The sequence below is a fragment of the Streptomyces sp. AM 2-1-1 genome, assembly GCF_029167645.1.
Classification (GTDB): Bacteria; Actinomycetota; Actinomycetes; order Streptomycetales; family Streptomycetaceae; genus Streptomyces.
The window spans coordinates 3796002-3817668 of the sequence record NZ_CP119147.1; the positions used below are offsets into that span (position 1 = coordinate 3796002).

Annotated in this window: 17 protein-coding genes, 4 tRNA genes and 1 pseudogene; 11 read left to right on the plus strand and 11 right to left on the minus strand. The window is 71.8% G+C overall.

Features of this window, described 5'->3' with window-relative positions:
* Positions 1-549 precede the first annotated feature (549 nt).
* Together PZB77_RS16495 and PZB77_RS16500 are read left to right on the plus strand one after the other, a co-directional pair.
* Positions 550-2007, plus strand: coding sequence for a N,N-dimethylformamidase beta subunit family domain-containing protein (locus PZB77_RS16495; protein WP_275493363.1), 1458 nt, complete (start codon positions 550-552; stop codon positions 2005-2007).
* Positions 2008-2139: 132 nt separating this feature from the next.
* Positions 2140-3054, plus strand: a complete 915-nt coding sequence (locus tag PZB77_RS16500) for a phosphoribosylaminoimidazolesuccinocarboxamide synthase (RefSeq protein ID WP_275493364.1) — start codon at positions 2140-2142, stop codon at positions 3052-3054.
* A 390-nt stretch (positions 3055-3444) separates the two neighbouring features.
* Here PZB77_RS16500 and PZB77_RS16505 read toward each other — a convergent pair whose 3' ends face one another.
* Positions 3445-4122 (minus strand): SDR family oxidoreductase, encoded by a 678-nt coding sequence (locus PZB77_RS16505; RefSeq protein WP_275493365.1) that lies wholly within the window; start codon positions 4120-4122, stop codon positions 3445-3447.
* Between the two features lie 121 nt (positions 4123-4243).
* On the opposite strand from PZB77_RS16505, the gene PZB77_RS16510 reads away from it, so the two are divergent.
* Positions 4244-4816 (plus strand): TetR/AcrR family transcriptional regulator, encoded by a 573-nt coding sequence (locus PZB77_RS16510; protein WP_275493366.1) that lies wholly within the window; start codon positions 4244-4246, stop codon positions 4814-4816.
* A 131-nt stretch (positions 4817-4947) separates the two neighbouring features.
* Here PZB77_RS16510 and PZB77_RS16515 read toward each other — a convergent pair.
* The 5 genes and pseudogenes from PZB77_RS16515 to PZB77_RS16535 form a co-directional block, all read right to left on the minus strand.
* Positions 4948-5023: transfer RNA gene (locus PZB77_RS16515), tRNA-Gly, on the minus strand.
* A 22-nt stretch (positions 5024-5045) separates the two neighbouring features.
* Positions 5046-5543, minus strand: a pseudogene (locus PZB77_RS16520) (LuxR C-terminal-related transcriptional regulator); the annotation flags it as partial.
* A 235-nt stretch (positions 5544-5778) separates the two neighbouring features.
* Positions 5779-5854 (minus strand) — tRNA-Gly (locus PZB77_RS16525).
* Positions 5855-5933: 79 nt separating this feature from the next.
* Positions 5934-6005 (minus strand) — tRNA-Gly (locus PZB77_RS16530).
* A gap of 178 nt (positions 6006-6183) precedes the next feature.
* Entirely contained in the window at positions 6184-6519 is a 336-nt protein-coding gene (locus PZB77_RS16535; RefSeq protein WP_275493367.1) for an Lsr2 family protein, read from the minus strand.
* 577 nt (positions 6520-7096) lie between these two features.
* On the opposite strand from PZB77_RS16535, the gene purS reads away from it, so the two are divergent.
* From purS to PZB77_RS16555, 4 genes are all read left to right on the plus strand, one after another.
* On the plus strand, positions 7097-7357 hold the full coding sequence (gene purS / locus PZB77_RS16540; protein WP_266706271.1) for a phosphoribosylformylglycinamidine synthase subunit PurS: 261 nt from the start codon (positions 7097-7099) through the stop codon (positions 7355-7357).
* Positions 7354-8034, plus strand: a complete 681-nt coding sequence (gene purQ, locus PZB77_RS16545; protein WP_275493370.1) for a phosphoribosylformylglycinamidine synthase subunit PurQ — start codon at positions 7354-7356, stop codon at positions 8032-8034. The genes purS and purQ overlap by 4 nt, the downstream gene beginning before the upstream one ends.
* The gene (gene purL, locus PZB77_RS16550) at positions 8031-10280 is read left to right on the plus strand and encodes a phosphoribosylformylglycinamidine synthase subunit PurL (RefSeq protein ID WP_275493371.1); all 2250 of its coding nucleotides are present in this window, start codon (positions 8031-8033) and stop codon (positions 10278-10280) included. The genes purQ and purL overlap by 4 nt, the downstream gene beginning before the upstream one ends.
* Before the next feature lie 171 nt (positions 10281-10451).
* The gene (locus PZB77_RS16555) at positions 10452-11252 is read left to right on the plus strand and encodes a sterol carrier family protein (RefSeq protein ID WP_275493372.1); all 801 of its coding nucleotides are present in this window, start codon (positions 10452-10454) and stop codon (positions 11250-11252) included.
* A 98-nt stretch (positions 11253-11350) separates the two neighbouring features.
* On the opposite strand, the gene PZB77_RS16560 is transcribed toward PZB77_RS16555, so the two are convergent.
* Together PZB77_RS16560 and PZB77_RS31260 are read right to left on the minus strand one after the other, a co-directional pair.
* A complete protein-coding gene (locus PZB77_RS16560; RefSeq protein ID WP_275493373.1) occupies positions 11351-12823 on the minus strand; it encodes a sulfatase-like hydrolase/transferase in 1473 nt (490 codons plus the stop codon).
* A 365-nt stretch (positions 12824-13188) separates the two neighbouring features.
* Entirely contained in the window at positions 13189-13281 is a 93-nt protein-coding gene (locus PZB77_RS31260; RefSeq protein ID WP_327269069.1) for a putative leader peptide, read from the minus strand.
* 464 nt (positions 13282-13745) lie between these two features.
* Here PZB77_RS31260 and purF point away from each other — a divergent pair, with 464 nt between their 5' ends.
* Complete coding sequence (gene purF / locus PZB77_RS16565) at positions 13746-15272, plus strand: amidophosphoribosyltransferase (RefSeq protein ID WP_275493374.1); 1527 nt, start codon at positions 13746-13748, stop codon at positions 15270-15272.
* A 57-nt stretch (positions 15273-15329) separates the two neighbouring features.
* Positions 15330-16403 carry a phosphoribosylformylglycinamidine cyclo-ligase gene (purM, locus tag PZB77_RS16570; RefSeq protein ID WP_275493376.1) on the plus strand — a complete coding sequence of 358 codons (1074 nt, stop codon included), beginning with the start codon at positions 15330-15332 and terminating at the stop codon, positions 16401-16403.
* 230 nt (positions 16404-16633) lie between these two features.
* Here purM and PZB77_RS16575 read toward each other — a convergent pair whose 3' ends face one another.
* Positions 16634-16885 (minus strand): DUF3073 domain-containing protein, encoded by a 252-nt coding sequence (locus tag PZB77_RS16575; protein ID WP_275493377.1) that lies wholly within the window; start codon positions 16883-16885, stop codon positions 16634-16636.
* A 270-nt stretch (positions 16886-17155) separates the two neighbouring features.
* Positions 17156-18274 (minus strand): Glu/Leu/Phe/Val dehydrogenase dimerization domain-containing protein, encoded by a 1119-nt coding sequence (locus PZB77_RS16580; RefSeq protein WP_275493378.1) that lies wholly within the window; start codon positions 18272-18274, stop codon positions 17156-17158.
* A gap of 180 nt (positions 18275-18454) precedes the next feature.
* Here PZB77_RS16580 and PZB77_RS16585 point away from each other — a divergent pair, with 180 nt between their 5' ends.
* Positions 18455-19300 carry a hypothetical protein gene (locus PZB77_RS16585; protein ID WP_275493379.1) on the plus strand — a complete coding sequence of 282 codons (846 nt, stop codon included), beginning with the start codon at positions 18455-18457 and terminating at the stop codon, positions 19298-19300.
* Between the two features lie 871 nt (positions 19301-20171).
* A complete protein-coding gene (bldC, locus tag PZB77_RS16590; protein ID WP_003949541.1) occupies positions 20172-20378 on the plus strand; it encodes a developmental transcriptional regulator BldC in 207 nt (68 codons plus the stop codon).
* Positions 20379-21577: 1199 nt separating this feature from the next.
* On the opposite strand, the gene PZB77_RS16595 is transcribed toward bldC, so the two are convergent.
* Positions 21578-21652, minus strand: a tRNA-Asp gene (locus tag PZB77_RS16595).
* Positions 21653-21667 lie beyond the last annotated feature (15 nt).

The window sequence follows — 21667 nt, forward strand, 5'->3', positions numbered from 1 at the left end:
TGCTGCGACGAGTGTCCCGCTGCGCCCAGCCCAGCCCAGCCCAGCCCCGCAACGCCCAGCCCCGCAACGCCCAGCCCCGCCGCGCCCAGCTCGGCGGGCGCCCCGCCCCTGCGGGCCGGGACCGGCGGCCCGTGGCCGGAGAGGTCCAGGGCCGCCCCGACCCCGCTCGCGGCGGTGACGCACGGCGCTCGTGTCCGCCCGCGCGCCCCGCGCGGAGACAACACGCCTCCGGAATACGGAAATGTGTCCCGGTCGACCGCAACAGGCGCTCCGTATACGGAAATATGGCACCGTATACGCAATCGGTCCGCGCAGGCGGTGTCGACAGGGTCGTCGCCGCGCCCCGCGCACGCGCCGGGAAGTGGCGCTCGCCGCCGTTTTCGCGCCGGTGCACGCCCCCGGACGGGCCCAATACCCGGAAGGTCAGGTTCCGTTCACGTCAATTCACGACGAACGGTGACGGGGCGCGTGCGTTATGTGATGTGCTGGGATCAGCCCTGACACAGGGCGCGCCAGAGTGGTACGGGGGACGTGAGGGAGGGGCCGGTCATGGGGGCGGAGCACAGTCGCCGATGGGAGTCGGGTGCCCTCGCGCACGCCGTCAGCGATCCGTTCGGACAGGGCCCGCTGCCCTGGCTGCGCGGGAGCGAGAACTACCTCAACGACACGGGGCAGGTCGTCCCCTGGTACGCGGATCCCGAGCTCGGCCGCAGCGGCGGTGGGCCGCGCACCGCCGATGACGTGCACCGACAGGTGAAGGGGTTCGCGTCGCCCGGAGCGGCGGCGCCCGGGGAGGCCATCGACTTCCACATCACCGTCGACCCGCCGCAGCAGTTCTACGTCGACATCTACCGCATCGGTCACTACGGCGGCGACGGAGCCCGGAAGATCACCACCAGTCCGCGTCAGTCCGGCATCGTGCAACCCCCGCCGCTCGCCGCCGACAAGACTGTTTCCTGCCACCATTGGTGGCTCTCCTGGCGGCTCCAGATCCCGAGCTACTGGTCGGTGGGCGCCTACGTCGCCGTGCTGACCACCGTGGACGGCCACCGGTCGCACGTCCCGTTCACGGTCCGGGACGACCATCCGGCCGATCTGTTGCTCCTGCTCCCGGACATCACCTGGCAGGCGTACAACCTCTACCCCGAGGACGGGCGGACGGGTGCGAGCCTCTACCACGCCTGGGACGAGGAGGGCGGGCTGCTGGGCGAGGAGGAGGCCGCGGTCACGGTCTCCTTCGACCGCCCGTACGCGGGCGCCGGGCTGCCGTTGCACGTGGGCCACGCGTACGACTTCATCCGCTGGGCGGAGCGGTACGACTACAGCCTCGCCTACGCGGACGCCCGCGACCTGCACGCGGGCCGTATCGATCCAGGCCGTTACCGGGGGCTGGTCTTCCCCGGCCACGACGAGTACTGGTCGGTCCCGATGCGGCGCACCGCGGAGCTGGCGCGGGACACCGGCACCTCGCTGGTCTTCCTCTCCGCCAACACCATGTACTGGCAGGTCTCCCTGGCGCCGTCCGCGTCCGGGGTGCCCGACCGCCTCCTCACCTGCCGCAAGCGCCAGGGGCCGGGGAAGGCCGCGCTGTGGCGGGAGATCGACAAGCCGGAGCAGCAGTTGCTCGGCATCCAGTACGCGGGCCGGGTGCCGGAGCCCTCGCCGCTCATCGTGCGCAACGCCGGCCACTGGCTCTGGCGGGGGACCGGGGCCGGGGACGGCGACGAGATCGCCGGGCTGGTGGCCGGCGAGGCCGACCGGTACTACCCGCGCACCGCGCTGCCGGAGCACGAGCAGCGCATCCTGCTCGCGCACTCGCCGTACGAGGACTCCGAGGGCGCCCGGCGCTACCAGGAGACCTCGCTCTACCAGGCGCCGTCGGGGGCCCTGGTCTTCGCCTCCGGCACGTTCGCCTGGTCGCCGGCGCTGGACCGGCCGGGACACACGGACGAACGTGTCCAGCGGGCCACGGCCAACCTGCTCAACCGGATCTGCAAGCGCGACTGAACGCTCCCCGCGGCCGGCCGGGCGCCTCCGGTGCGACGCCGTCCCCCACCGGACCGCCCCACGCGGCGGGGACGCACCGGCATACGGGACAATCGGACCCGCGACCCTTGGATCAACCTACGCGGAGGCAGCGTGTCCGGTTTCGTAGAAAAGCCCGAGCCCGTCCAGGTGCCGGGCCTCACCCACCTGCACACCGGCAAGGTGCGTGAGCTGTACCGGAACGAGGCGGGCGACCTCGTCATGGTCGCCAGCGACCGCATCTCCGCCTACGACTGGGTGCTGCCGACCGAGATCCCGGACAAGGGGCGGGTGCTCACCGCGCTGTCGCTCTGGTGGTTCGAGCAGCTCGGCGACCTGGTGCCGAACCACGTCATCTCCACCGAGGTGCCGGCCGGCGCCCCCGCCGACTGGGAGGGCCGCACGACGATCTGCCGTTCGCTGCGGATGGTCCCGGTCGAGTGCGTGGCGCGCGGCTATCTGACCGGCTCCGGGCTCCTCGAGTACGACGCCTCGCGCACGGTCTGCGGCATCGGGCTCCCGGAGGGTCTCGTCGACGGCTCCGAACTGCCGGGACCGATCTTCACGCCGGCGACGAAGGCGGCCGTGGGCGACCACGACGAGAACGTCAGCTACGAGGCGGTCGCGCACACCGTCGGTGTGGAGACGGCCACGCGGTTGCGGCAGTTGACGCTCGACGTGTACCGGCGTGCCCGGGACGTCGCGCACGGACGCGGCCTCATCCTGGCGGACACGAAGTTCGAGTTCGGTTACGCGCCCGGCGCGGACGGCGTCGAGGAGCTGATCCTCGGCGACGAGGTGCTGACCCCGGACTCCTCGCGCTTCTGGCCGCTCGCGGAGTGGGAGCCCGGCCACGCCCAGCCCTCGTACGACAAGCAGTTCGTCCGGGACTGGCTGACCTCGCCGGCCTCGGGCTGGGACCGCAAGAGCGAGACCCCGCCGCCCGCGCTCCCGCAGGACGTCGTGGACGCGACCCGCGCCAAGTACATCGAGGCGTACGAACTGCTCACCGGCCTCCGCTGGTCGTAGCCCGTACCGGCCCGCGCTGGTCGTAGCCCGCACCGGCCTCCGCTGGTCGTAGCCCGTACCGGCCCGCGCCGGTCACCGTCCGCACCGGCACCCGCGTGCCCGCACCTTCGCACCGGCACCCGCGTGTTCGGGCGGGGGCGCCGCGCCCGCACGGGGGAGCCGTAACGGGAAGCCGTACCGCCGCACTCCACTGCCGCCGCCCGGTCCGAGCGGCGGCGGCAGTGTGCCGTGTACGGCTCCGAGGGGCGTCCGGCCCCGCGAGGTCCGCGGGGCCCACGCCGCCGGCCCCGCACCCCGGTCCGTAGACCCCGCGAGGTGCGCGGGCCCACCACGCGGGGCCCACCACGCCGGGCCCCGCGCCCGACCCCGTACCGGGATCCCCGCCGCGGACTACCGGGTGGTCGACAGGCCCTCCTTGACGTGCCGGGTGATCTCGTCGGCGAGGATCTCGGGCAGCCCCTTCTCGATGCCGTCGAGTGCCTGCGCGGCGACGTCCGCCGGGTCGGCCTTGCGGTCGGTGGGTACGCCGGCGGCCATGTCGGTGTCCATGTACGCGACGTGCAGGGCCGAGACGGCGATCCCGCGCGGTGCCAGTTCTTCCCGGACCGCGCGGGTGAGTGCCCACGCGGCAGCCTTCGTCGCCGCGTAGGAGCCGAGTTCGGCCGGGTGCAGCCACGACAGGACGGAGAGGACGTTGAGCACCGCTCCGCCCCCGTTGCCCGCGATGACCGGGGCGAACGCCCGTGTCACGGCGAGCGGCCCGAAGTAGTTCGTCTCCATCTCCTGCCGGACCGCGTCGGTGTGGCCCGCGATGAGGGGCGTGGAGGTGGAGATCCCGGCGTTGTTGATCAGCAGGGTCGCGTCCGGGGCGAGGGCGGCGGCGGCCCGGACCGATTCCTCGTCCGTCACGTCCAGCCGGAGCGGGACGACGCCCGGCAGGTCCACCGTCTCGGGGCGGCGGGCCGCCGCGTACACCTTCGCCCCCCGTTCGACGAGCTGCGCGGCGAGATGCCGGCCCAGTCCCCGGTTGGCGCCCGTGACCACGGCGACCGCGTTCCTCAACTCCATCGAAGCTCCTCGGTTTCGCGGCGGGAGCATGGCCCCGCTCCTTAGATGATGGCCGCAATCTAACGCGGGGGCTACGATAGATGTCAACTGGCATCCAAGCGGGGAAGCGGGGAGGTGGCCGATGGGCCGCGTGTCGCAGGCGCAGGCGGAGGAGAACCGCCGACGAGTCGTGGAGACAGCCTCGCGGCTCTTCCGCGAGCAGGGCACGCACGTCAGCGTCGCCGATCTGATGAGGGAGGCCGGGCTGACCCACGGGGGCTTCTACAAGCAGTTCGCCTCCAAGGAGGCGCTCGTCGACGAAGCCACCGCCCACGCGTTCGACGCGTACTCCCGGCACGGCGTGGGGAGCGCACCGCCCTCGGACCGGAACGAGGCCGCCCGGCGGCAGGCGCTGGTCGACGGCTACCTCTCGGTCGAGCACCGCGACGCTCCGGCCGACGGCTGTCCCGTCGCCGCACTCGCCACCGACATGGCGCGCGAGCCCGGAAACCGCGAGGCCCGGAGGGTGTACGCCGAGGGGGCGGGTGCCTTCGCCGAGGCGCTCGCCACCGAGGACCGGGACGGTCTGGCGCAACTCGCCACCCTGGTCGGTGCGTTGGTCCTCTCCCGGGCCACCGAAGGGTTCCCGGTCTCCGAGGAGATCCTCGCCGCCGCGCGCACCGCGCTGACGCCGCCCGCTCACCCTGCCGACTGATCGCCCGCCCGCCCGCCGGCCGGACCTGGCGCCGTCCGCCGGCCGGACCTGGCGCCGTCCGCCGTGCGCGCTGCGACCGGCCCCGGTGCGACGAAGAAGGCCCCGGTCCTGGGGACCGGGGCCTTCTTCCGTGGAGCGAACGACGAGGTTCGAACTCGCGACCTCAACCTTGGCAAGGTTGCGCTCTACCAGCTGAGCTACGTTCGCAGGCGCCGAAGCGCGAGGACAACTATACCCATCCCTGAGCGTGCGCGAAACGCACTGCCGCGCGACGGCTCTTCACGCCGAGTTCGGAGACCGCCGAGGAGAGGGGGTCGCGGACGGTCCCGGGGAGAGCGACGCCCGTGCGGCGATCTCCGCGACCGGGGCGCCGTCCCCCGCCGGTGCGCACACCTCGGCTTCCCGGGCAGTGAGCGGCGAGTCCCCGCGGAGATCGCGTCCGCGCCGATTCCGGGTCCGCGTAACGGCATTCGCCGTGCACGATCCGGCTGATCCCGGCCGGACGGCGGGTGCTGAGGGTCTTGGGCACGTCTTGGGCACGGAGCCGCGCACCCCCGCGGTCGGGGCCCGCTCCGGGTGCCCGGCCGCCCGTGACCACTCACGATCATGGCGTGGCGGGCCGGCGGACGGGTCCGGGGGATGTGGCCACGCTCACACCGTCCGCACCCGGCATCCGGAGCTCGAGGACCGCGACGTCGGGCCGGCGGGCCGGGGCCATGGCAACGGACCCGCCGGGGCCGGGGCCCGACGGCGGTGCGCACCGTCATCGCTCCGCACGACATCCGTCATGAGCGGGGGGCGGGTGACGGGCGACGGGGGGCGGGTGACGGGCGACGGGAGTCCGCGAGCCCGGAGGAGTCCTCAACCCGGCTGATCCGCGCGGGAGATCGGCCGGCCGGGGAGCGCCGCGCTCCGAGCAGACGAAAAAAGACCCCGGTCGGTGACGACCGGGGTCTTTCTCATGGAGCGGACGACCAGGTTCGAACTGGCGACCTCAACCTTGGCAAGGTTGCGCTCTACCAACTGAGCTACGTCCGCATTGCCTCCGCTCGGCTTTCACCGGGCGGCGCGAGCACCACTCTACCCGATCCACCGGAGTGGTCGGAAAGCGATACAGAGCGGGTGACAGGAATCGCACACTGCGCCTCCCCCCTGGAAGGGGGGTGTTCTACTACTGAACTACACCCGCACGCTGCTGTGGTTGGGGCCTTTCGGCCTTGCCCCTTGGCGTGATCCAGACTCTATCCGACCTGCGGGGGTGCAACGCAAGTCGGCTCCCCCACGAATGTCGCGGCGGGGTCCTGGGGGCCGCCGGTCCGGAGGCACTGGCGGCCCTCCGGACCCCGGTGCCGGGGCCCGCCCACCCGTCAACTCGCCTGTTCGAACGCCTCGTAGACCTTCTTGGGGATGCGGCCCCGGGCCGGCACCTCCATCCGGTGCGACCGCGCCCAGGCGCGGACGGCCGCCGGATCGGGGGCGAGGGACGTGTGGTGGTAGGAAACGGGAGCCTTGCCGTGCTTTCCGGCATTTGTCTGCTTTCGACCGGCGGCCACGTACGGCGCCAGGGTCTTCCGCAGCTTTTTCGCGTTGGCGGGATTGAGATCGATCTCGTAGGACTTCCCGTCGAGGGCGAAAGTGACCGTTTCCGCCGCCTGTCCTCCGTCGATGTCGTCGGAGAGCGTGACCACTACGCGCTGCGCCACGGATATCGGTCCTTTCCTACGGTGCCCGCGCGGGTGAGTGCGCGGACACGGGCCTTCCGGCGGCTTGGGGTGGTGACGTGGAACCGGGCCGGGCTCCGGGTCGCCGGCCGCCGGCGCCGCGGTGCGGGGTCGCCCCGCAATTCCGGTGGGTGGACGACGGCGGTCGCGGCACCTCGTCGCGCTGCGGAAGGCCGCCGTGCACTCGGCACGCGGACGCTCCTTCGCCGTGCGACGCACCGCATCCGACGCCGCGCCCTCATCCACCACGCATTGCGGGACCGCCCGGAGGCGTCGGTGTCCCGTGTGTTCCCGGGGCCGTGTCCCTTTCCCTGGTAATCATTTGTACAGCGGTGAAACGGCATTGTGAAGCCCGCCCAATTGTTTCGCGTGTCCGTCCGCAATCGGCCGGGATTTTTTCCCCGGACTTTTCCCCGGAGTGGTGGTGATCGATATCCGCGCGTGCTCCGCGGGACCTTGTCTACCCGCGTAGAACTTTCCGCCAGGTACGCTGACAGGACCCGCGGGGGTCTGGGGAACCCCCCGGAGAACCAGCCGCACCACACCATTGGGAGTGCCAGTGGCACGCGTCGTAGTCGACGTCATGCTCAAGCCGGAGATCCTCGACCCGCAGGGACAGGCGGTGCAGCGCGCACTGCCCCGTCTCGGCTTCGAGGGAATCGCCGACGTACGCCAGGGGAAGCGTTTCGAGCTTCAGGTCGAAGGGCCGGTCGACGATGCCGCCCTGGCCCGGATCAACGAACTCGCCGAGACCTTCCTCGCGAACACCGTCATCGAGGACTTCGTCGTGAAGGTGGAGTCCGAGGAGGCCGCGAAGTGACCGCTCGTATCGGCGTCGTCACTTTCCCCGGCACCCTCGACGACCAGGACGCGCTGCGCGCGGTCCGGGTCGCCGGGGCCGAACCCGTGTCGCTGTGGCACCGCGACAAGGACCTGCACCAGGTCGACGCGGTCGTTCTCGCGGGCGGCTTCTCCTACGGCGACTACCTGCGCGCCGGGGCCATCTCCCGGTTCTCGCCGGTCATGGAGCCGATCATCGAGCAGGCGAAGGCCGGCATGCCGGTCCTCGGCATCTGCAACGGCTTCCAGATCCTGACCGAGGCGCACCTGCTGCCCGGCGCGATGCTGCGCAACAACCACCTCCACTTCATCTGCCGCGACCAGAAGCTGCGGGTGGAGAACGCGGGGACGGCCTGGACCGCGGACTACGCGGACGGCCAGGAGATCTCCGTACCGCTGAAGAACATGGACGGCCGGTACACCGCCGACGAGCGCACGCTCGACGAGCTGGAGGCCGAGGGCCGCGTCGCGTTCCGCTACGTCGACGTGAACCCCAACGGCTCGCTCCGTGACATCGCCGGCATCAGCAACGCCGCCGGCAACGTCGTCGGCCTCATGCCGCACCCCGAGCACGCGGTGGAGCCGCTGGTCGGCACCGGCGGCACGGACGGCCTCGGTTTCTTCACCTCGATCATCAAGAAGCTGGTCAACGCATGAGCCTGGATACGGTCAAGCACGCGGCCGAGACCCCGGACGACGAGCAGCCCTGGAAGGAACTCGGCCTCAAGGAGGACGAGTACGCCCGGATCCGCGAGATCCTGGGCCGCCGTCCCACCGGTGCCGAGCTCGCCATGTACTCGGTGATGTGGTCCGAGCACTGCTCCTACAAGAGCAGCAAGGTCCACCTCAAGCAGTTCGGCGAGAAGGTCCCGGCCAACGACGCGATGCTCGTCGGCATCGGCGAGAACGCCGGTGTGGTCGACGTCGGCCAGGGTTACGCGGTCACCTTCAAGGTCGAGTCGCACAACCACCCGTCGTACATCGAGCCCTACCAGGGCGCGGCGACCGGCGTCGGCGGCATCGTGCGCGACATCCTCGCCATGGGTGCCCGCCCGATCGCGGTCGTCGACCCGCTGCGCTTCGGTGCGGCCGACCACCCCGACACCAAGCGCGTCCTGCCGGGCGTCGTCGCGGGAATCGGCGGCTACGGCAACTGCCTCGGCCTGCCGAACATCGGCGGCGAGGTCGTCTTCGACGCCTGCTACCAGGGCAACCCGCTCGTCAACGCCGGCTGCATCGGCGTGATGAAGCACGAGGACATCCACCTCGCGCAGGCCTCCGGCCCCGGCAACAAGGTCATCCTCTACGGTGCCCGCACCGGCGGCGACGGCATCGGCGGCGTCTCGGTCCTCGCGTCCGAGACCTTCGAGTCGACGGGTCCCGCGAAGCGCCCGGCCGTCCAGGTCGGCGACCCCTTCCAGGAGAAGCTCCTCATCGAGTGCACCCTGGAGATCTTCAAGGAGAAGCTCGTCGCGGGCATCCAGGACCTCGGCGGCGCCGGGCTCTCCTGCGCCACGTCCGAGCTGGCCTCCGCCGGCTCCGGCGGCATGCGCGTCGAGCTGGACACCGTGCCGCTGCGCGACTCCTCCCTCTCGCCCGAGGAAATCCTCATGAGCGAGTCGCAGGAGCGCATGTGCGCGATCGTCGAGCCGCAGCACGTGGACCGCTTCCTGGAGATCTGCGAGAAGTGGGACGTCATCGCCACCGTCATCGGTGAGGTGACCGAGGGCTCGCAGCTGGAGATCTTCTGGCACGGCGAGCAGATCGTGGACGTTCCGCCGCGGTCCGTCGCGCACGAGGGCCCGACCTACCACCGCCCCTTCGCCCGTCCCTCCTGGCAGGACGCGCTCCAGGCCGACGACGCGGGCAAGCTCGCCCGCCCGGCGAACGGCGACGAACTGCGCGCGCAGGTGCTCCAGCTCGTCTCCTCGCCGAACCAGGCGTCGAAGACGTGGATCACGGACCAGTACGACCGGTTCGTGCAGGGCAACACGGTGCTCGCGATGCCCGAGGACGCCGGCATGGTCCGCATCGACGAGGAGACCAACCTCGGTGTGGCCATGGCGACCGACGGCAACGGCCGCTACGCGAAGCTCGACCCGTACACCGGCGCCCAGCTCGCGCTGGCGGAGTCCTACCGCAACGTCGCCGCATCCGGCGCCAAGCCGCTCGCGATCTCGGACTGCCTGAACTTCGGTTCGCCCGAGGACCCGGACGTCATGTGGCAGTTCGCCGAGGCCACCCGCGGTCTCGCGGACGGCTGCCTGGAGCTGGGTACCCCGGTCACCGGCGGCAACGTCTCGCTCTACAACCAGACCGGTGACACGGCGATCCACCCGACGCCGGTCGTGGCCGTGCTCGGTGTGATCGACGACGTCACCCGGCGCACCCCGGTCGCGTTCGCGCAGGAGGGGCAGCTGCTCTACCTGCTCGGCGACACGCACGAGGAGTTCGGCGGCTCGGCCTGGTCCGAGGTCGTCCACCAGCACCTCGGCGGGATGCCGCCCAAGGTCGACCTGGGCCGCGAGAAGCTCCTCGGGGAGATCCTCATCTCGGCCTCGCGCGACGGCATGATCGACGCCGCGCACGACCTCTCCGACGGCGGTCTCGTCCAGGCGGTCACCGAGTCCTGCCTGCGCGGCGGGAAGGGCGCCCGGCTGGTCGTCCCGGACGGTCTGGACGCGTTCACCTTCCTCTTCTCCGAGTCGGCGGGGCGCGCGGTCGTCTCGGTGCCGCGGAGCGAGGAACTCCGCTTCAACGACATGTGCGGGGCGCGGGGTCTGCCCGTCACCCGCATCGGTGTCGTGGACGGCGAGGAGATCGAGGTGCAGGGTGAGTTCAGCATCCCGCTGGACGAGCTGCGGACGGCGCACGAGGGAACGATTCCGGCGCTCCTCGCCTGAGTCCTCCCCCCTGAGCCCTCCTGGGGCCTTCCTCCCGAGGCACGTACGCCGCTGCCCCCGTCCGGTCCGCCGGGCGGGGGCAGCGCGTTGTCCGGGGCCGGGTCGTCCCTAAGGACGGGGCGCCGGACGCCGTGGGCGGGGACGCCCTTCGGCAGCCGTACGCTCGGTGCCATGCCGCCGTCACGCAAGCGCGCCCGCCGCTACGACCCCGACCGCACCCGGACCGCCGTACTGGACCAGTTCGCACAGGTCCGCCGGGCGGTGGCCGGGCTCTCCCCCGAGCAGCTCGCGCTGCCGGCCCGGCCCGGCGACCGGACCGTGCGCGAACTCACCGTCCGTCTCGCGACGGCGCTCTCCTCCGTCAGCCGGAGTCTGGAGCTGCCCGAGCCGCGCGGCGCCAAGCCGGAGTTGACCCCGGTCGCGTGGGTGCTCATGCCCGCGGCGCGGGCCGACCGGACCGACGAGGAGACGCGCGCCCTCGCCGCGTGCCACCCCGATCCGGCCCTGCTCTTCGACGAGGTCGCGGCCGGCTTCGCGGCGGCGGTGGCCTCGGCCTCGCCCGACCGGCTGGTGGCCACCCCGGCCGGTTCGATGCGGCTGGGCGACCACCTGGTCACCCGGACCGTCGAGTTGATCGTGTCCACGGACGACCTGAACGCCGCGACCGGCCTGGACATCCCGTACGACCGGCAGGCCCTGGCCGCCGCCACCCGGCTGCTCGCGGACGCCCTCGCCGAGCGGGCGCCCGGTGGCTCGGTGGAGGTGCGGGTGCCGCCGTTCGCCGTGGTGCAGTGCGTCGGCGGCCCCCAGCACACCCGCGGTACGCCCCCGAACGTCGTCGAGACCGACCCCCTCACCTGGGTCCGGCTGGCCACCGGACGGGCCGGCTGGGCCGGGGAACGGGAGGCCGCACGGGTCTCCGCGAGCGGCGAACGCGCCGATCTGGGCGGGCTGCTGCCCCTGACGAGCTGAGCCGGCCCCCTGTCCGCGCCGCCGCTCGCTGTCAGGCGCGGGCGGCGGTACGGGCAGGGGGCGCGGCGGATCACGGGGGACGGGGGAGGGAGCGGGTATCAGGACGGGTACGGCAGCAGCTCCGCGTCGGTCCGCTCCCAGGAGGCCCGCAGTTCGGCGAGGAGCGCCGGCTTCTCGGCGGCCCGGTTCGCCTGTTCCCGCTGGTCCTCGCGCAGGTTGAAGAGCTGGTCGGCGCCGCCCTTGCCCCGGTAGTACTTCCAGTCGCCCCGGCGCACCGCGCGCTCGCCGCGCACCCGCCAGAACAGGTCGCGCTCCGCCACCCGTTCGCCCCGCAGCAGGTAGCCACCGAGGCTGGTGCCGTCCAGCGGGTACGCCGGGGCGGGACGGGCGCCCGCGATCTCCAACAGCGTTGCGGTCCAGTCCGGCGAGAACACCGGCACGTCGCTGACCTGCCCGGCGTCGATCCGGGCCGGCCAGCGCAGCAGTGCGGGCACCCGGATGCCGCCCTCCTGGAGGGAGCTCTTGCTGCCGGAGAGCGGCCACTGGTAGGAGAAGCGCTCGCCGCCGTTGTCGCTGGCGAAGAAGACCAGGGTGTCCTCCTCCTGACCCGACTTCTTCAGCGCGTCGAGCACCTTTCCGACCGAACGGTCGAGGTCCTCGACCATCTGCCGGTACTTCTCGACCGAGCCGCCGTCGTTGTGGAAGAGGGCGGCTCGATTGCCCGCCTTGATCTGCCGGACGACCTCCGCGCTCTCCTCGGTGTCGCCGTCCGCGATCCACGGCCAGTGCGGGGTGGTGAAGTTGAGGTTCAGCAGCCACGGCTTGTCGTGGTCGCGCCGGACGTACTCGCTCGCCCGCTCGGTCAGGATGCGCGTGTAGTAACGGAGGTCCTTGTACTCGGCGTCGCCCTCGTAGAGGTCGTACTCGCCGCCGAGACCGAGCTTGGAGTAGTACTCCAGCGCCCCGCCGAAGTTGCCGAAGAACTCGTCCCAGCCGGACTTGGTGGGGCTGTAGTCCGGCAGGTAGCCGCAGTGCCACTTGCCGATCAGCGCGGTGGCGTAGCCGGTGCCGCGCAGCAGTGAGGCGAGCGTCGGGTGCGTCGGCTCCAGGCCCACCGACCTGTCCGCGATCGGCTCGGCGAGACCGCCGGCCGTGCGCCCCGGATAACGGCCGGTGTAGAGGCTGAAGCGGGTGGGCGAGCAGGTGGCGGAGCCGGAGTACGCGTCCGTGAACCGCACGCCCTGGCGCCCGAGGCGGTCCAGGTTCGGCGTCCTGATGTGCGGGGCGCCGTACGAGGACAGGTCGGCCCAGCCGAGGTCGTCGCCGAGGATGTAGAGGATGTTGGGGCGCCGGGAGTGCTTGCCCCGCGCCGCCCGGAAGGGCTTCTCGGCCACCGCCTCGTGGGGTGCGGACCTCTCCTGGCCGGCGGCCGGGGCGGCGGACGCGGGTCCGGCCGCCGCGCCCACGGCGACGCCGGCGGCCGTGGCGCCGACGGCGGTGGTGAAGGCGCGACGGGGGAAGGAGCCGGAGGGCTCGGAAGGACGGGGGACCGCGTTCTGGTCGGAAGGCATGACGACTCCGGGCAAGGGGGTCCCGCCGGATCACCGGCGCGTGGGGGCGCGCTCGGCTCCGTACGGGAACGGGCGGGAGAGCAGGGGGACGAAGGGGGTGTCCGGCGGACGGGGCGGAGCGTCACGGGGGCGTGCCCCGCGGTGCGGCACGTACGCCCGGGGTGGACACGCCTCCTGGGTACGCGTGCCGGGTCCGTCCGTCCGTGCGCTGGTCCCCGTGCGTGCGCGGTGAACGCCTGCGGGGCGTCAGCGGGTGAGCGGTGTCAGCGGGTGCACGGCGAGGGCGCGCGGACGGAGTGCCCGGAACCGGGCGAGGGCCCGGCCGGCGCGGCGACCGAGGACGCGGCGGGGGGCCGGGGGGTGGATCAGGAGCAGCGACAGATGGCGCTCGCCAGGCGTCCCAGATCGACGTGGCGGCGCTCCACGAGCGTGACCGAGAGATCACCGAGGGGCTGCATGGCCCGGAGCCTGCCGTCTCGCTGTGTCCGTGTCAACGAGCGTCTCGTTCTGCGGACAGCAGTACCGTTATCCGGACAGGGCGCACGCGTCGGCGGCGTCGGCAGGGGCGTCCGAGCCCGCTGTCCGCCCCGCGCGGTGTGAGGCTCGCCACCCGGTGGACGGCCGCGGGGACCCGGGCCCGGCCTTCGGCCCACCTCACCCAGCGCGACGGAAGGCCGGGGCCGGTGCTGGTCGTACCGGCTCCGCCCCGGGTCCTCGGGGGCCGCAGCGCTGGGGTCCGGCACCCGGGGGGCTCGGCGGGGCGCGCTCCGGGGCGCGGCGGTGATCACCCGGGGTGATCGAAGGGATCGGCCGGAAACGGACTTCCCGCTCCACGTCCGCGCACGTCCGGGCGGCCCCGGCCACCGGTGCTCGCTCCGTCCCCAATTCGGACCAGTGGTCGACCTCGCCTACACTCGGTGGCGTGCCTCGTGGTGATGGACGACTCAACCACGACCTGCTCCCCGGCGAGAAGGGCCCTCAGGACGCTTGCGGCGTCTTCGGGGTCTGGGCTCCCGGCGAAGAGGTCGCCAAGCTCACCTATTTCGGACTGTATGCCCTGCAGCACCGTGGACAGGAGTCCGCGGGCATCGCAGTGAGCAACGGGTCCCAGATCCTGGTCTTCAAGGACATGGGACTGGTCTCGCAGGTCTTCGACGAAACGTCTCTGGGGTCGCTCCAGGGCCATATCGCGGTCGGTCATGCCCGTTACTCCACCACCGGTGCCTCGGTGTGGGAGAACGCGCAGCCGACGTTCCGTGCCACCGCGCACGGCTCGATCGCCCTCGGCCACAACGGCAACCTGGTCAACACGGCCCAGCTCGCGGAGTTGGTCGCCGACCTGCCGCGCAAGGACGGCCGTGCCACCCAGGTCGCCGCGACCAACGACACCGACCTCGTGACGGCGCTGCTCGCCGGGCAGACCGACGACGACGGAAAGCCGCTCACCATCGAGGAAGCCGCCACCCAGGTGCTTCCCCAGGTCCGCGGCGCCTTCTCGCTGGTCTTCATGGACGAACACACCCTCTACGCCGCCCGGGACCCGCAGGGCATCCGCCCGCTCGTCCTCGGCCGCCTCGAACGCGGCTGGGTCGTCGCGTCGGAGTCCGCCGCCCTCGACATCTGCGGCGCCAGCTTCGTCCGCGAGATCGAGCCGGGCGAGCTGGTCGCCATCGACCAGAACGGTCTGCGCACCTCCCGCTTCGCGGAAGCGAAGCCCAAGGGATGCGTCTTCGAGTACGTCTACCTGGCCCGTCCCGACACCGACATCGCCGGGCGGAACGTCTACCTCTCCCGCGTCGAGATGGGCCGGCGCCTCGCCGCCGAGGCCCCCGCCGACGCGGACCTGGTGATAGCGACACCGGAATCCGGCACCCCCGCCGCGATCGGTTACGCCGAAGCCAGCGGCATCCCGTTCGGCGCCGGACTGGTCAAGAACGCGTATGTGGGGCGGACCTTCATCCAGCCCTCGCAGACCATCCGCCAGCTGGGCATCCGCCTGAAGCTGAACCCGCTCAAGGAAGTCATCAAGGGCAAGCGCCTGGTGGTCGTCGACGACTCGATCGTCCGCGGCAACACCCAGCGCGCGCTGGTCCGGATGCTCCGCGAGGCGGGCGCCGCCGAGATCCACATCCGGATCTCGTCCCCGCCGGTCAAGTGGCCGTGCTTCTTCGGCATCGACTTCGCGACCCGCGCCGAGCTCATCGCCAACGGCATGTCGATCGACGAGATCGCCACGTCGATGGGGGCGGACTCGCTCTCGTACATCTCGATCGACTCGATGATCGAGGCGACGACGATCCAGAAGCCCAACCTCTGCCGCGCCTGCTTCGACGGTGAATACCCGATGGAGCTCCCGGACCCGGAGCTGCTCGGCAAGCAGCTGCTGGAGACCGAGCTGGCCGCCGGCCCCGCCGCCACCGCGGCGGCCGACGCGCTGCGTCGTCCGTGATCCGGACCGGCCGGCGTTCCCTCCAGCCCCGTATTCCCACACGAAAGATCCCGGGCAATGTCTGAGACAACAGGTGCTTCCTACGCGGCGGCCGGCGTCGACATCGAGGCCGGCGACCGCGCGGTCGAGCTGATGAAGGAGTGGGTGAAGAAGACGAAGCGCCCCGAGACCGAGGGTCTCGGCGGTCTCGGCGGTTTCGCCGGCCTCTTCGACGCCTCCGCCCTCAAGCGCTACGAGCGCCCGCTGCTGGCGTCCGCCACCGACGGCGTCGGCACGAAGGTCGACCTCGCGCGGCAGATGGGCGTCTACGACACCATCGGCCACGACCTGGTCGGCATGGTCGTCGACGACCTCGTCGTCTGCGGTGCCGAACCGCTCTTCATGACCGACTACATCTGCGTCGGCAAGGTGCACCCCGAGCGTGTCGCGTCGATCGTGAAGGGCATCGCCGAAGGCTGCGTCCTCGCGGGCTGCGCCCTCGTCGGCGGTGAGACGGCCGAGCACCCCGGGCTCCTGGGGCCGGACGACTTCGACGTCGCCGGCGCGGGTACGGGCGTGGTCGAGGCCGACCTGCTGCTCGGCCCCGACCGCATCCGCGAGGGCGACGCGGTCATCGCCATGGCCTCGTCCGGTCTTCACTCCAACGGGTACTCGCTCGTGCGCCACGTGGTGTTCGACCGGGCCGGCTGGAGCCTGGACCGCCAGGTGGAGGAGTTCGGCCGCACCCTCGGCGAGGAGCTGCTGGAGCCCACCCGGATCTACTCGCTGGACTGCCTCGCCCTCACCCGTACGACCGAGGTGCACGGCTTCAGCCACGTCACCGGCGGTGGCCTGGCGAACAACCTCGCCCGGGTGATCCCGGCCGGGCTGCACGCCACCGTGGACCGGTCCACCTGGACCCCGGGCGCCGTCTTCGACCTGGTCGGCAAGGCCGGCAAGGTCGAGCGGCTGGAGCTGGAGAAGACGCTGAACATGGGCGTCGGCATGATCGCGATCGTCCCGGCGGACTCCGTGGACGTGGCACTGACGACGCTGGCCGACCGCGGGGTCGACTCCTGGGTCGCCGGTGAGATCACCGAGCGCGGCGACCACGCCACGGGTGCCGAACTGACCGGCGACTACGCACGCTGATCACGCGGGACCGTGCCGGAGGGCGGGCGACAGCGGTCGTCCGTCCGCCCGGGAGGCTCCGTCCGGGCGTCGTCGCCACCCGGGCGCGGCCGCTCCCCCGCGAGGGATCCCGGCCGCCTCGGACCCGACGTGCGTGCGCGGGCCTCGGAAGACCCCCACCCCACCGTGTCCGGACAGCACAGAACCCGGTCCGGGACGGGCCCGGACCGGGTTGTTGTGTCAGCGCGAGGTCAAGCGCCGCGGCGCTGGGACGAGGGACCGGACTCCTCGTCCTCGTCCTCGTCGTCGTTGTACAGACTTGCGTACTGTGCGTACGGGTCATCTTCCTCGTCGTCGTCCTCGAACGGCTCGGCGTTCGGTGGCTGACTCGAAGGTGATGCGCCCAGCTCATTGGCCAGACGTGACAGGTCGGTTCCGCCGCTGCTGTACTTCAGCTGGCGGGCGACCTTTGTCTGCTTGGCCTTTGCCCGGCCGCGCCCCATGGCTCGACCCCCTCGGTGACGGGGCTCGACGGCCCCAGAGTCTTGACACGCGTTCATGTTTCGGGACGGCCCCTCGGATGAGAGTCCGTACCCGTAGGGCTTCAACGGTACCTGCTTCCGTGGCCATACGGTACGCCGCCCGCGTCTTGCGCCCCGGTGCAGGACCAGTGAGGAGCCCCGTCCTCGCTGGTCAACTGCGATTTTAACCTCTTGTGGGCCTCCGACCCGCCGACCGGGGTGAGTCTTGTCTCGCCGGCCGGCGGGCGGTCGTCAGGAGCGGGCGGGACGACGTGCTTCGGCCATCCTGCGTTCGGCGATCCGGTCGGCGGCGGCGGCCGGCGGAATCCCGTCCTCCTTCGCACGTGCGAATATGGCCAGCGTGGTGTCGAAGATCTCCGCCGCCTTCGCCTTGCAGCGGTCGAAGTCGAAACCGTGCAGCTCGTCGGCGACCTGGATCACGCCGCCGGCGTTCACCACGTAGTCGGGGGCGTACAGGATCGCGCGGTCCGCGAGGTCCTTCTCCACACCCGGGTGCGCGAGCTGGTTGTTGGCCGCCCCGCACACCACCTTCGCCGTGAGCACCGGCACGGTGCGGTCGTCCAGCGCGCCGCCGAGCGCGCAGGGCGCGTAGATGTCGAGCCCTTCGGTGCGGATGAGCGCGTCGGTGTCGGCCGCGACGGCGATCCCGGGGTGCGCGTCGGTGAGCGCGCGCACCGACTCCTCGCGCACGTCCGTGACGACGACCTCGGCGCCGTCCTCCAGGAGGTGGCCGACCAGGTGGCGGCCGACCTTGCCGACCCCCGCGACGCCGACCTTCCGGCCGCGCAGGGTCGGATCGCCCCACAGGTGCTGGGCCGATGCCCGCATCCCCTGGAAGACACCGAACGCGGTGAGCACGGACGAGTCACCCGCACCGCCGTTCTCGGGGGAGCGGCCGGTGGTCCAGCGGCACTCGCGGGCGACGACGTCCATGTCCGCGACGTACGTGCCGACGTCGCAGGCCGTGACGTACCGCCCGCCGAGCGAGGCGACGAACCGGCCGTAGGCGAGCAGGAGTTCCTCGGTCTTCACGAGGTCGGGGTCGCCGATGATGACGGCCTTCCCGCCGCCGTGGTCGAGCCCGGCCATGGCGTTCTTGTACGACATCCCGCGCGCGAGGTTCAGCGCGTCGGCGACGGCCTCCGCCTCGGTCGCGTAGGGGTGGAAACGGGTGCCGCCGAGGGCCGGGCCCAGGGCGGTGGAGTGGAGGGCGATGACGGCCTTGAGGCCGCTGGCCCGGTCCTGGCAGATGACGACCTGCTCATGGCCTCCCTGGTCCGAGTGGAACAGGGTGCGCAGGACGTCCACGGGCGCGTCGTGCGCGCCGGGTACGCCGGTCACATCGGTCACGGTGGTGACTCCCAAGTACGAAGCGGCGGAACTGGAAGGGGACTTCTGAGGGTGGGAAGGCCCCGGCGGGCCGGCAGGACCGGCCCGTCCGGTCCTGAGCGTAGGCGCTGCTCACGCGCGGATCGCCCTTCTGCCGTGGATCACCCCCCGGGGGAGTACCGGCGTGACACGATCAGCTTCATGTCGGTGGTGTCTTCGGTGCTCGTCCCTTACACGTCCTATCTGCGGGTGTACGAGCCGCTCGCCGCCTTCCCGGAGGCCGAGCGCGCGCACTGGACGCGCTACGCGCAACGTGCCGTCTTCCCCACGGCCCAGGACGAACTCCGCCGTTCCCTGGCGGATTTGCTGCCCACGCCGCCGGTCGGGGTGAGCCCGCACGAGAGCGCGGACGCCTTCGTGACGGAGCTCGACGGGATGGTCTGCGTCTGCCCGTGGCGGACCCGGCTGCGCGGCTGGCTGGCTCTGGGGGAACTCGAGGAGATGTTTTCGGCCAATGTGCTGGACGCCGTCCTGCCTCCGGTGATCCGCGAGCAGCAGGCCGCCGACCATGAGCGGTGGCAGCGGCGGAACCCGGACGCGCGGCCCTGGATCAGGACCGCGGTCTGGCACGTACCGGTCCGCTGGTTCGTGCTCTTCGCCGACGGGGAGCGGGAGTACGGCGCCCCGGACGGCGCGGGCGGCCCGGCCTCGCTGCGGTACCGGACCCCGATGGTGGAGGCGCGCCGCCGGCTGGCCCGGGGGCTGCGGACCCTGCGCGAGACCGTGGACGACGGCTCGCTGGCGGACGGTCTGGTCGACGTGGGGCGGTGGCTGGAGGAGTTCCACCCCCGGTCGCTGGTCGAGCTGGACTACGCGGGGCTGGTGCACGCGGTGCCGGCGGAGCGGCTCGCCGAGGACCGGTCGGCGGCCGACGCGGCCGAGGGCATCGCGGCACTGCGCGCCGGCGACACCGACCGTGCGGCGGTGGCGTACGGCCGGCTCGCGGAACGCTGGCGGGCGGTGCGGGACCTGCGGTTCGCCAACTGACCGGAGCGCCGGTTGATCGCGTCTTCCTCACCCCGTGTCACCCCGAGGGGCGATACGAATCGCATCACAGCGGCATGAAAAGCCCGAAGGTGGGCAACTTCCTGCCGAGGCGGTCAATGGGGATCAATCGGTCCGAACCATCCCCGTACGGCCCACCGCCTCCTCCGCCAGGAAGGCCGGCCCCGAGCGGGCGGCCCCGACCGGGAAGGGAGTTGAGGGATCGGATGATCACCGGCGCGGGATGCCCGCACGCACGCGAACCCACGGAGTGCACCGGGAGACGCGGGGCCGGGGCGTGACCCGGCGGGGTTCCGCCCACGGCCCAGGTGTGCGGACCGGGGGCGTGAGGGTGGCCGGCTGACGCCCCGTGAGGCATGTCCCCCGGGACGGAAGATACGGGTGGAGCGGGGGCTACGGCTCACGTCCTAGGTCTTACGTCCTGAACCGGTCGATTGGCCGCAAGCGTGACGGACGGCACTAAGGCCGCCCTTGCGCCCATCCCCACCCCTCGTGCCAAAATAGGACAAGGAGTCCCGGGAGGGCTCTGTCCGTCCAACTATGGGCGGATTGCTCTGCATTGCGCGCTATGGGGGTCCAGTGGCTCCTGATCGCCCTGTGACTGATCGTTACTGACGAGTGACTGTCCGCTATGGCATGGTCCATCGGCATCCGTCGCTGATGAACACCTGGGAGGGCAATTCCATCGGTTTGGCCGACGTGGCTGGACGGATGGTGTAGTTGTAGTGCCGAGGACAAGCCGTTCGTCCTATAACCGACTCGGTCCCCGTCCGCCATTTCGGGCAACGTGGGCCAAGGTGCAGAATTTAGAGGAAAGAACCGAGATGGTTCGGTTCTCCCGAGGAGGCCGCTCATGACCGCTCGCACCCCTGATGCCGAGCCGCTGCTGACCCCGGCTGAGGTTGCCACGATGTTCCGCGTGGACCCGAAGACGGTCACCCGTTGGGCCAAGGCTGGCAAGCTCACGTCCATCCGCACGCTCGGTGGACATCGCCGATACCGCGAGGCAGAGGTCCGCGCACTGCTTGCGGGTATTCCGCAGCAGCGCAGCGAGGCCTGAAACACCCCTGTCGCCGCTTCACGACCGGGCAGCTGACGGCCCCCCAACCGCCGCCGCCCACCCCTGGCTCCATACGACGGGCGCCCGCCCCAACGGGCGCCATACCTGTGCGATGCGGGTACGTCGTCAAGATCGCGCTGGACTCCGCCGGGTCCAGCGCGGTCTTTTTTTGTGCCCGGACGCCTGTGCGGTCGGAACGGGAGGCGTGTGCGGCCGTCACGGTCGTCCGGCGGGCGCGGCCGGCACATGCCGGACGGAACGGGCCGTCACGTCGCGCTCCGCCCTGCGGCGGGCCTTGCGGGCCGGTGTCGCCCCTGCGCGTACGAGTTCTCCACCCAGGGTGCCACGCGGCCTCATCGGCGGGTGCGGGTGGGGTGTGGGCGCCCGTGTGGGTCCCCGTGCGGCCCGGTGGAGGGGTCTGCCCGGAGGCGGGGGAGCTGCCCGCACGGGCCGGGGGAAACCGGAGGGATGGATTCCACGGGAACTCTCCGGTGGAGTGCAATTGCACATATTAAATTCGACACTTGTAGGAAGAGGGTAAAGTCACCCTGTCCAAAAACTTGTTCAGTGACTCCCGTCACACTGCTTGCCGCTTGCCAACGTCCAGCCTGCCACCGCGAGAAGACGGAACGCCTCGCCGATGGTCAGGAGACCGGGGGTCTTCGGTCCTCCGTCCGGGTGGTCTCCGCACCCGGTCCGGTGGTCGGGACGGGCGCGGCCGAGGGCGCCCGGAGGGCTCCCCGGGAGCCGCCTGGTCCGCCGGGCCCCGGAGACGTGCTCTCGCGCCCGTCACGGCCTCCTGAGCGCCCTTCAGCTCCCCCGGCCCTCGCCCGTCTTCCCCGGGGCCCTCGGCTCCCGGACGGCCTCCTCGCGCCCGCACCCGGGGCCGGTCGCGGGCTCCGGGCGGCGAGCGGGCGCCGACGCGGGGCGGGCCGGCGCCACCGGAGGCGGTGCCGACCGACGTGACGGCGGTCGCCGGTCGCCGCCCGAGGGGGCCCGCAGCAGCGCCCGGACCTCGTGTCCCGCTTCGCACGTGTGCACGGTCGCCCCCGGGGGGCCCGCCGACGGGAAGACGGAACGGCACGGCCCGTACGTTCCCCGGTGCACGTGACCCACGGGCGGGCCGGCCGCCGAAGCGGACGTCACGGAGGCGGAACGCACGAAGGCCCGGATCTGATGATCCGGGCCTTCGACATGTGCGGTCCTGACGGGATTTGAACCCGCGGCCTCCACCTTGACAGGGTGGCGAGCACTCCAAACTGCTCCACAGGACCTTGCTGTCGTTCTCG

Coding starts and splice junctions, on each gene's coding strand:
- PZB77_RS16495 (WP_275493363.1), top strand. CDS start 550: ATGGGGGCGGAGCACAGTCGCCGATGGGAGTCGGGTGCCCTCGCGCAC.
- PZB77_RS16505 (WP_275493365.1), bottom strand. CDS start 4,122: ATGGAGTTGAGGAACGCGGTCGCCGTGGTCACGGGCGCCAACCGGGGA.
- PZB77_RS16510 (WP_275493366.1), top strand. CDS start 4,244: ATGGGCCGCGTGTCGCAGGCGCAGGCGGAGGAGAACCGCCGACGAGTC.
- purL (WP_275493371.1), top strand. CDS start 8,031: ATGAGCCTGGATACGGTCAAGCACGCGGCCGAGACCCCGGACGACGAG.
- PZB77_RS16555 (WP_275493372.1), top strand. CDS start 10,452: ATGCCGCCGTCACGCAAGCGCGCCCGCCGCTACGACCCCGACCGCACC.
- PZB77_RS16560 (WP_275493373.1), bottom strand. CDS start 12,823: ATGCCTTCCGACCAGAACGCGGTCCCCCGTCCTTCCGAGCCCTCCGGC.
- PZB77_RS31260 (WP_327269069.1), bottom strand. CDS start 13,281: ATGCAGCCCCTCGGTGATCTCTCGGTCACGCTCGTGGAGCGCCGCCAC.
- purM (WP_275493376.1), top strand. CDS start 15,330: ATGTCTGAGACAACAGGTGCTTCCTACGCGGCGGCCGGCGTCGACATC.
- PZB77_RS16575 (WP_275493377.1), bottom strand. CDS start 16,885: ATGGGGCGCGGCCGGGCAAAGGCCAAGCAGACAAAGGTCGCCCGCCAG.
- PZB77_RS16585 (WP_275493379.1), top strand. CDS start 18,455: ATGTCGGTGGTGTCTTCGGTGCTCGTCCCTTACACGTCCTATCTGCGG.
- bldC (WP_003949541.1), top strand. CDS start 20,172: ATGACCGCTCGCACCCCTGATGCCGAGCCGCTGCTGACCCCGGCTGAG.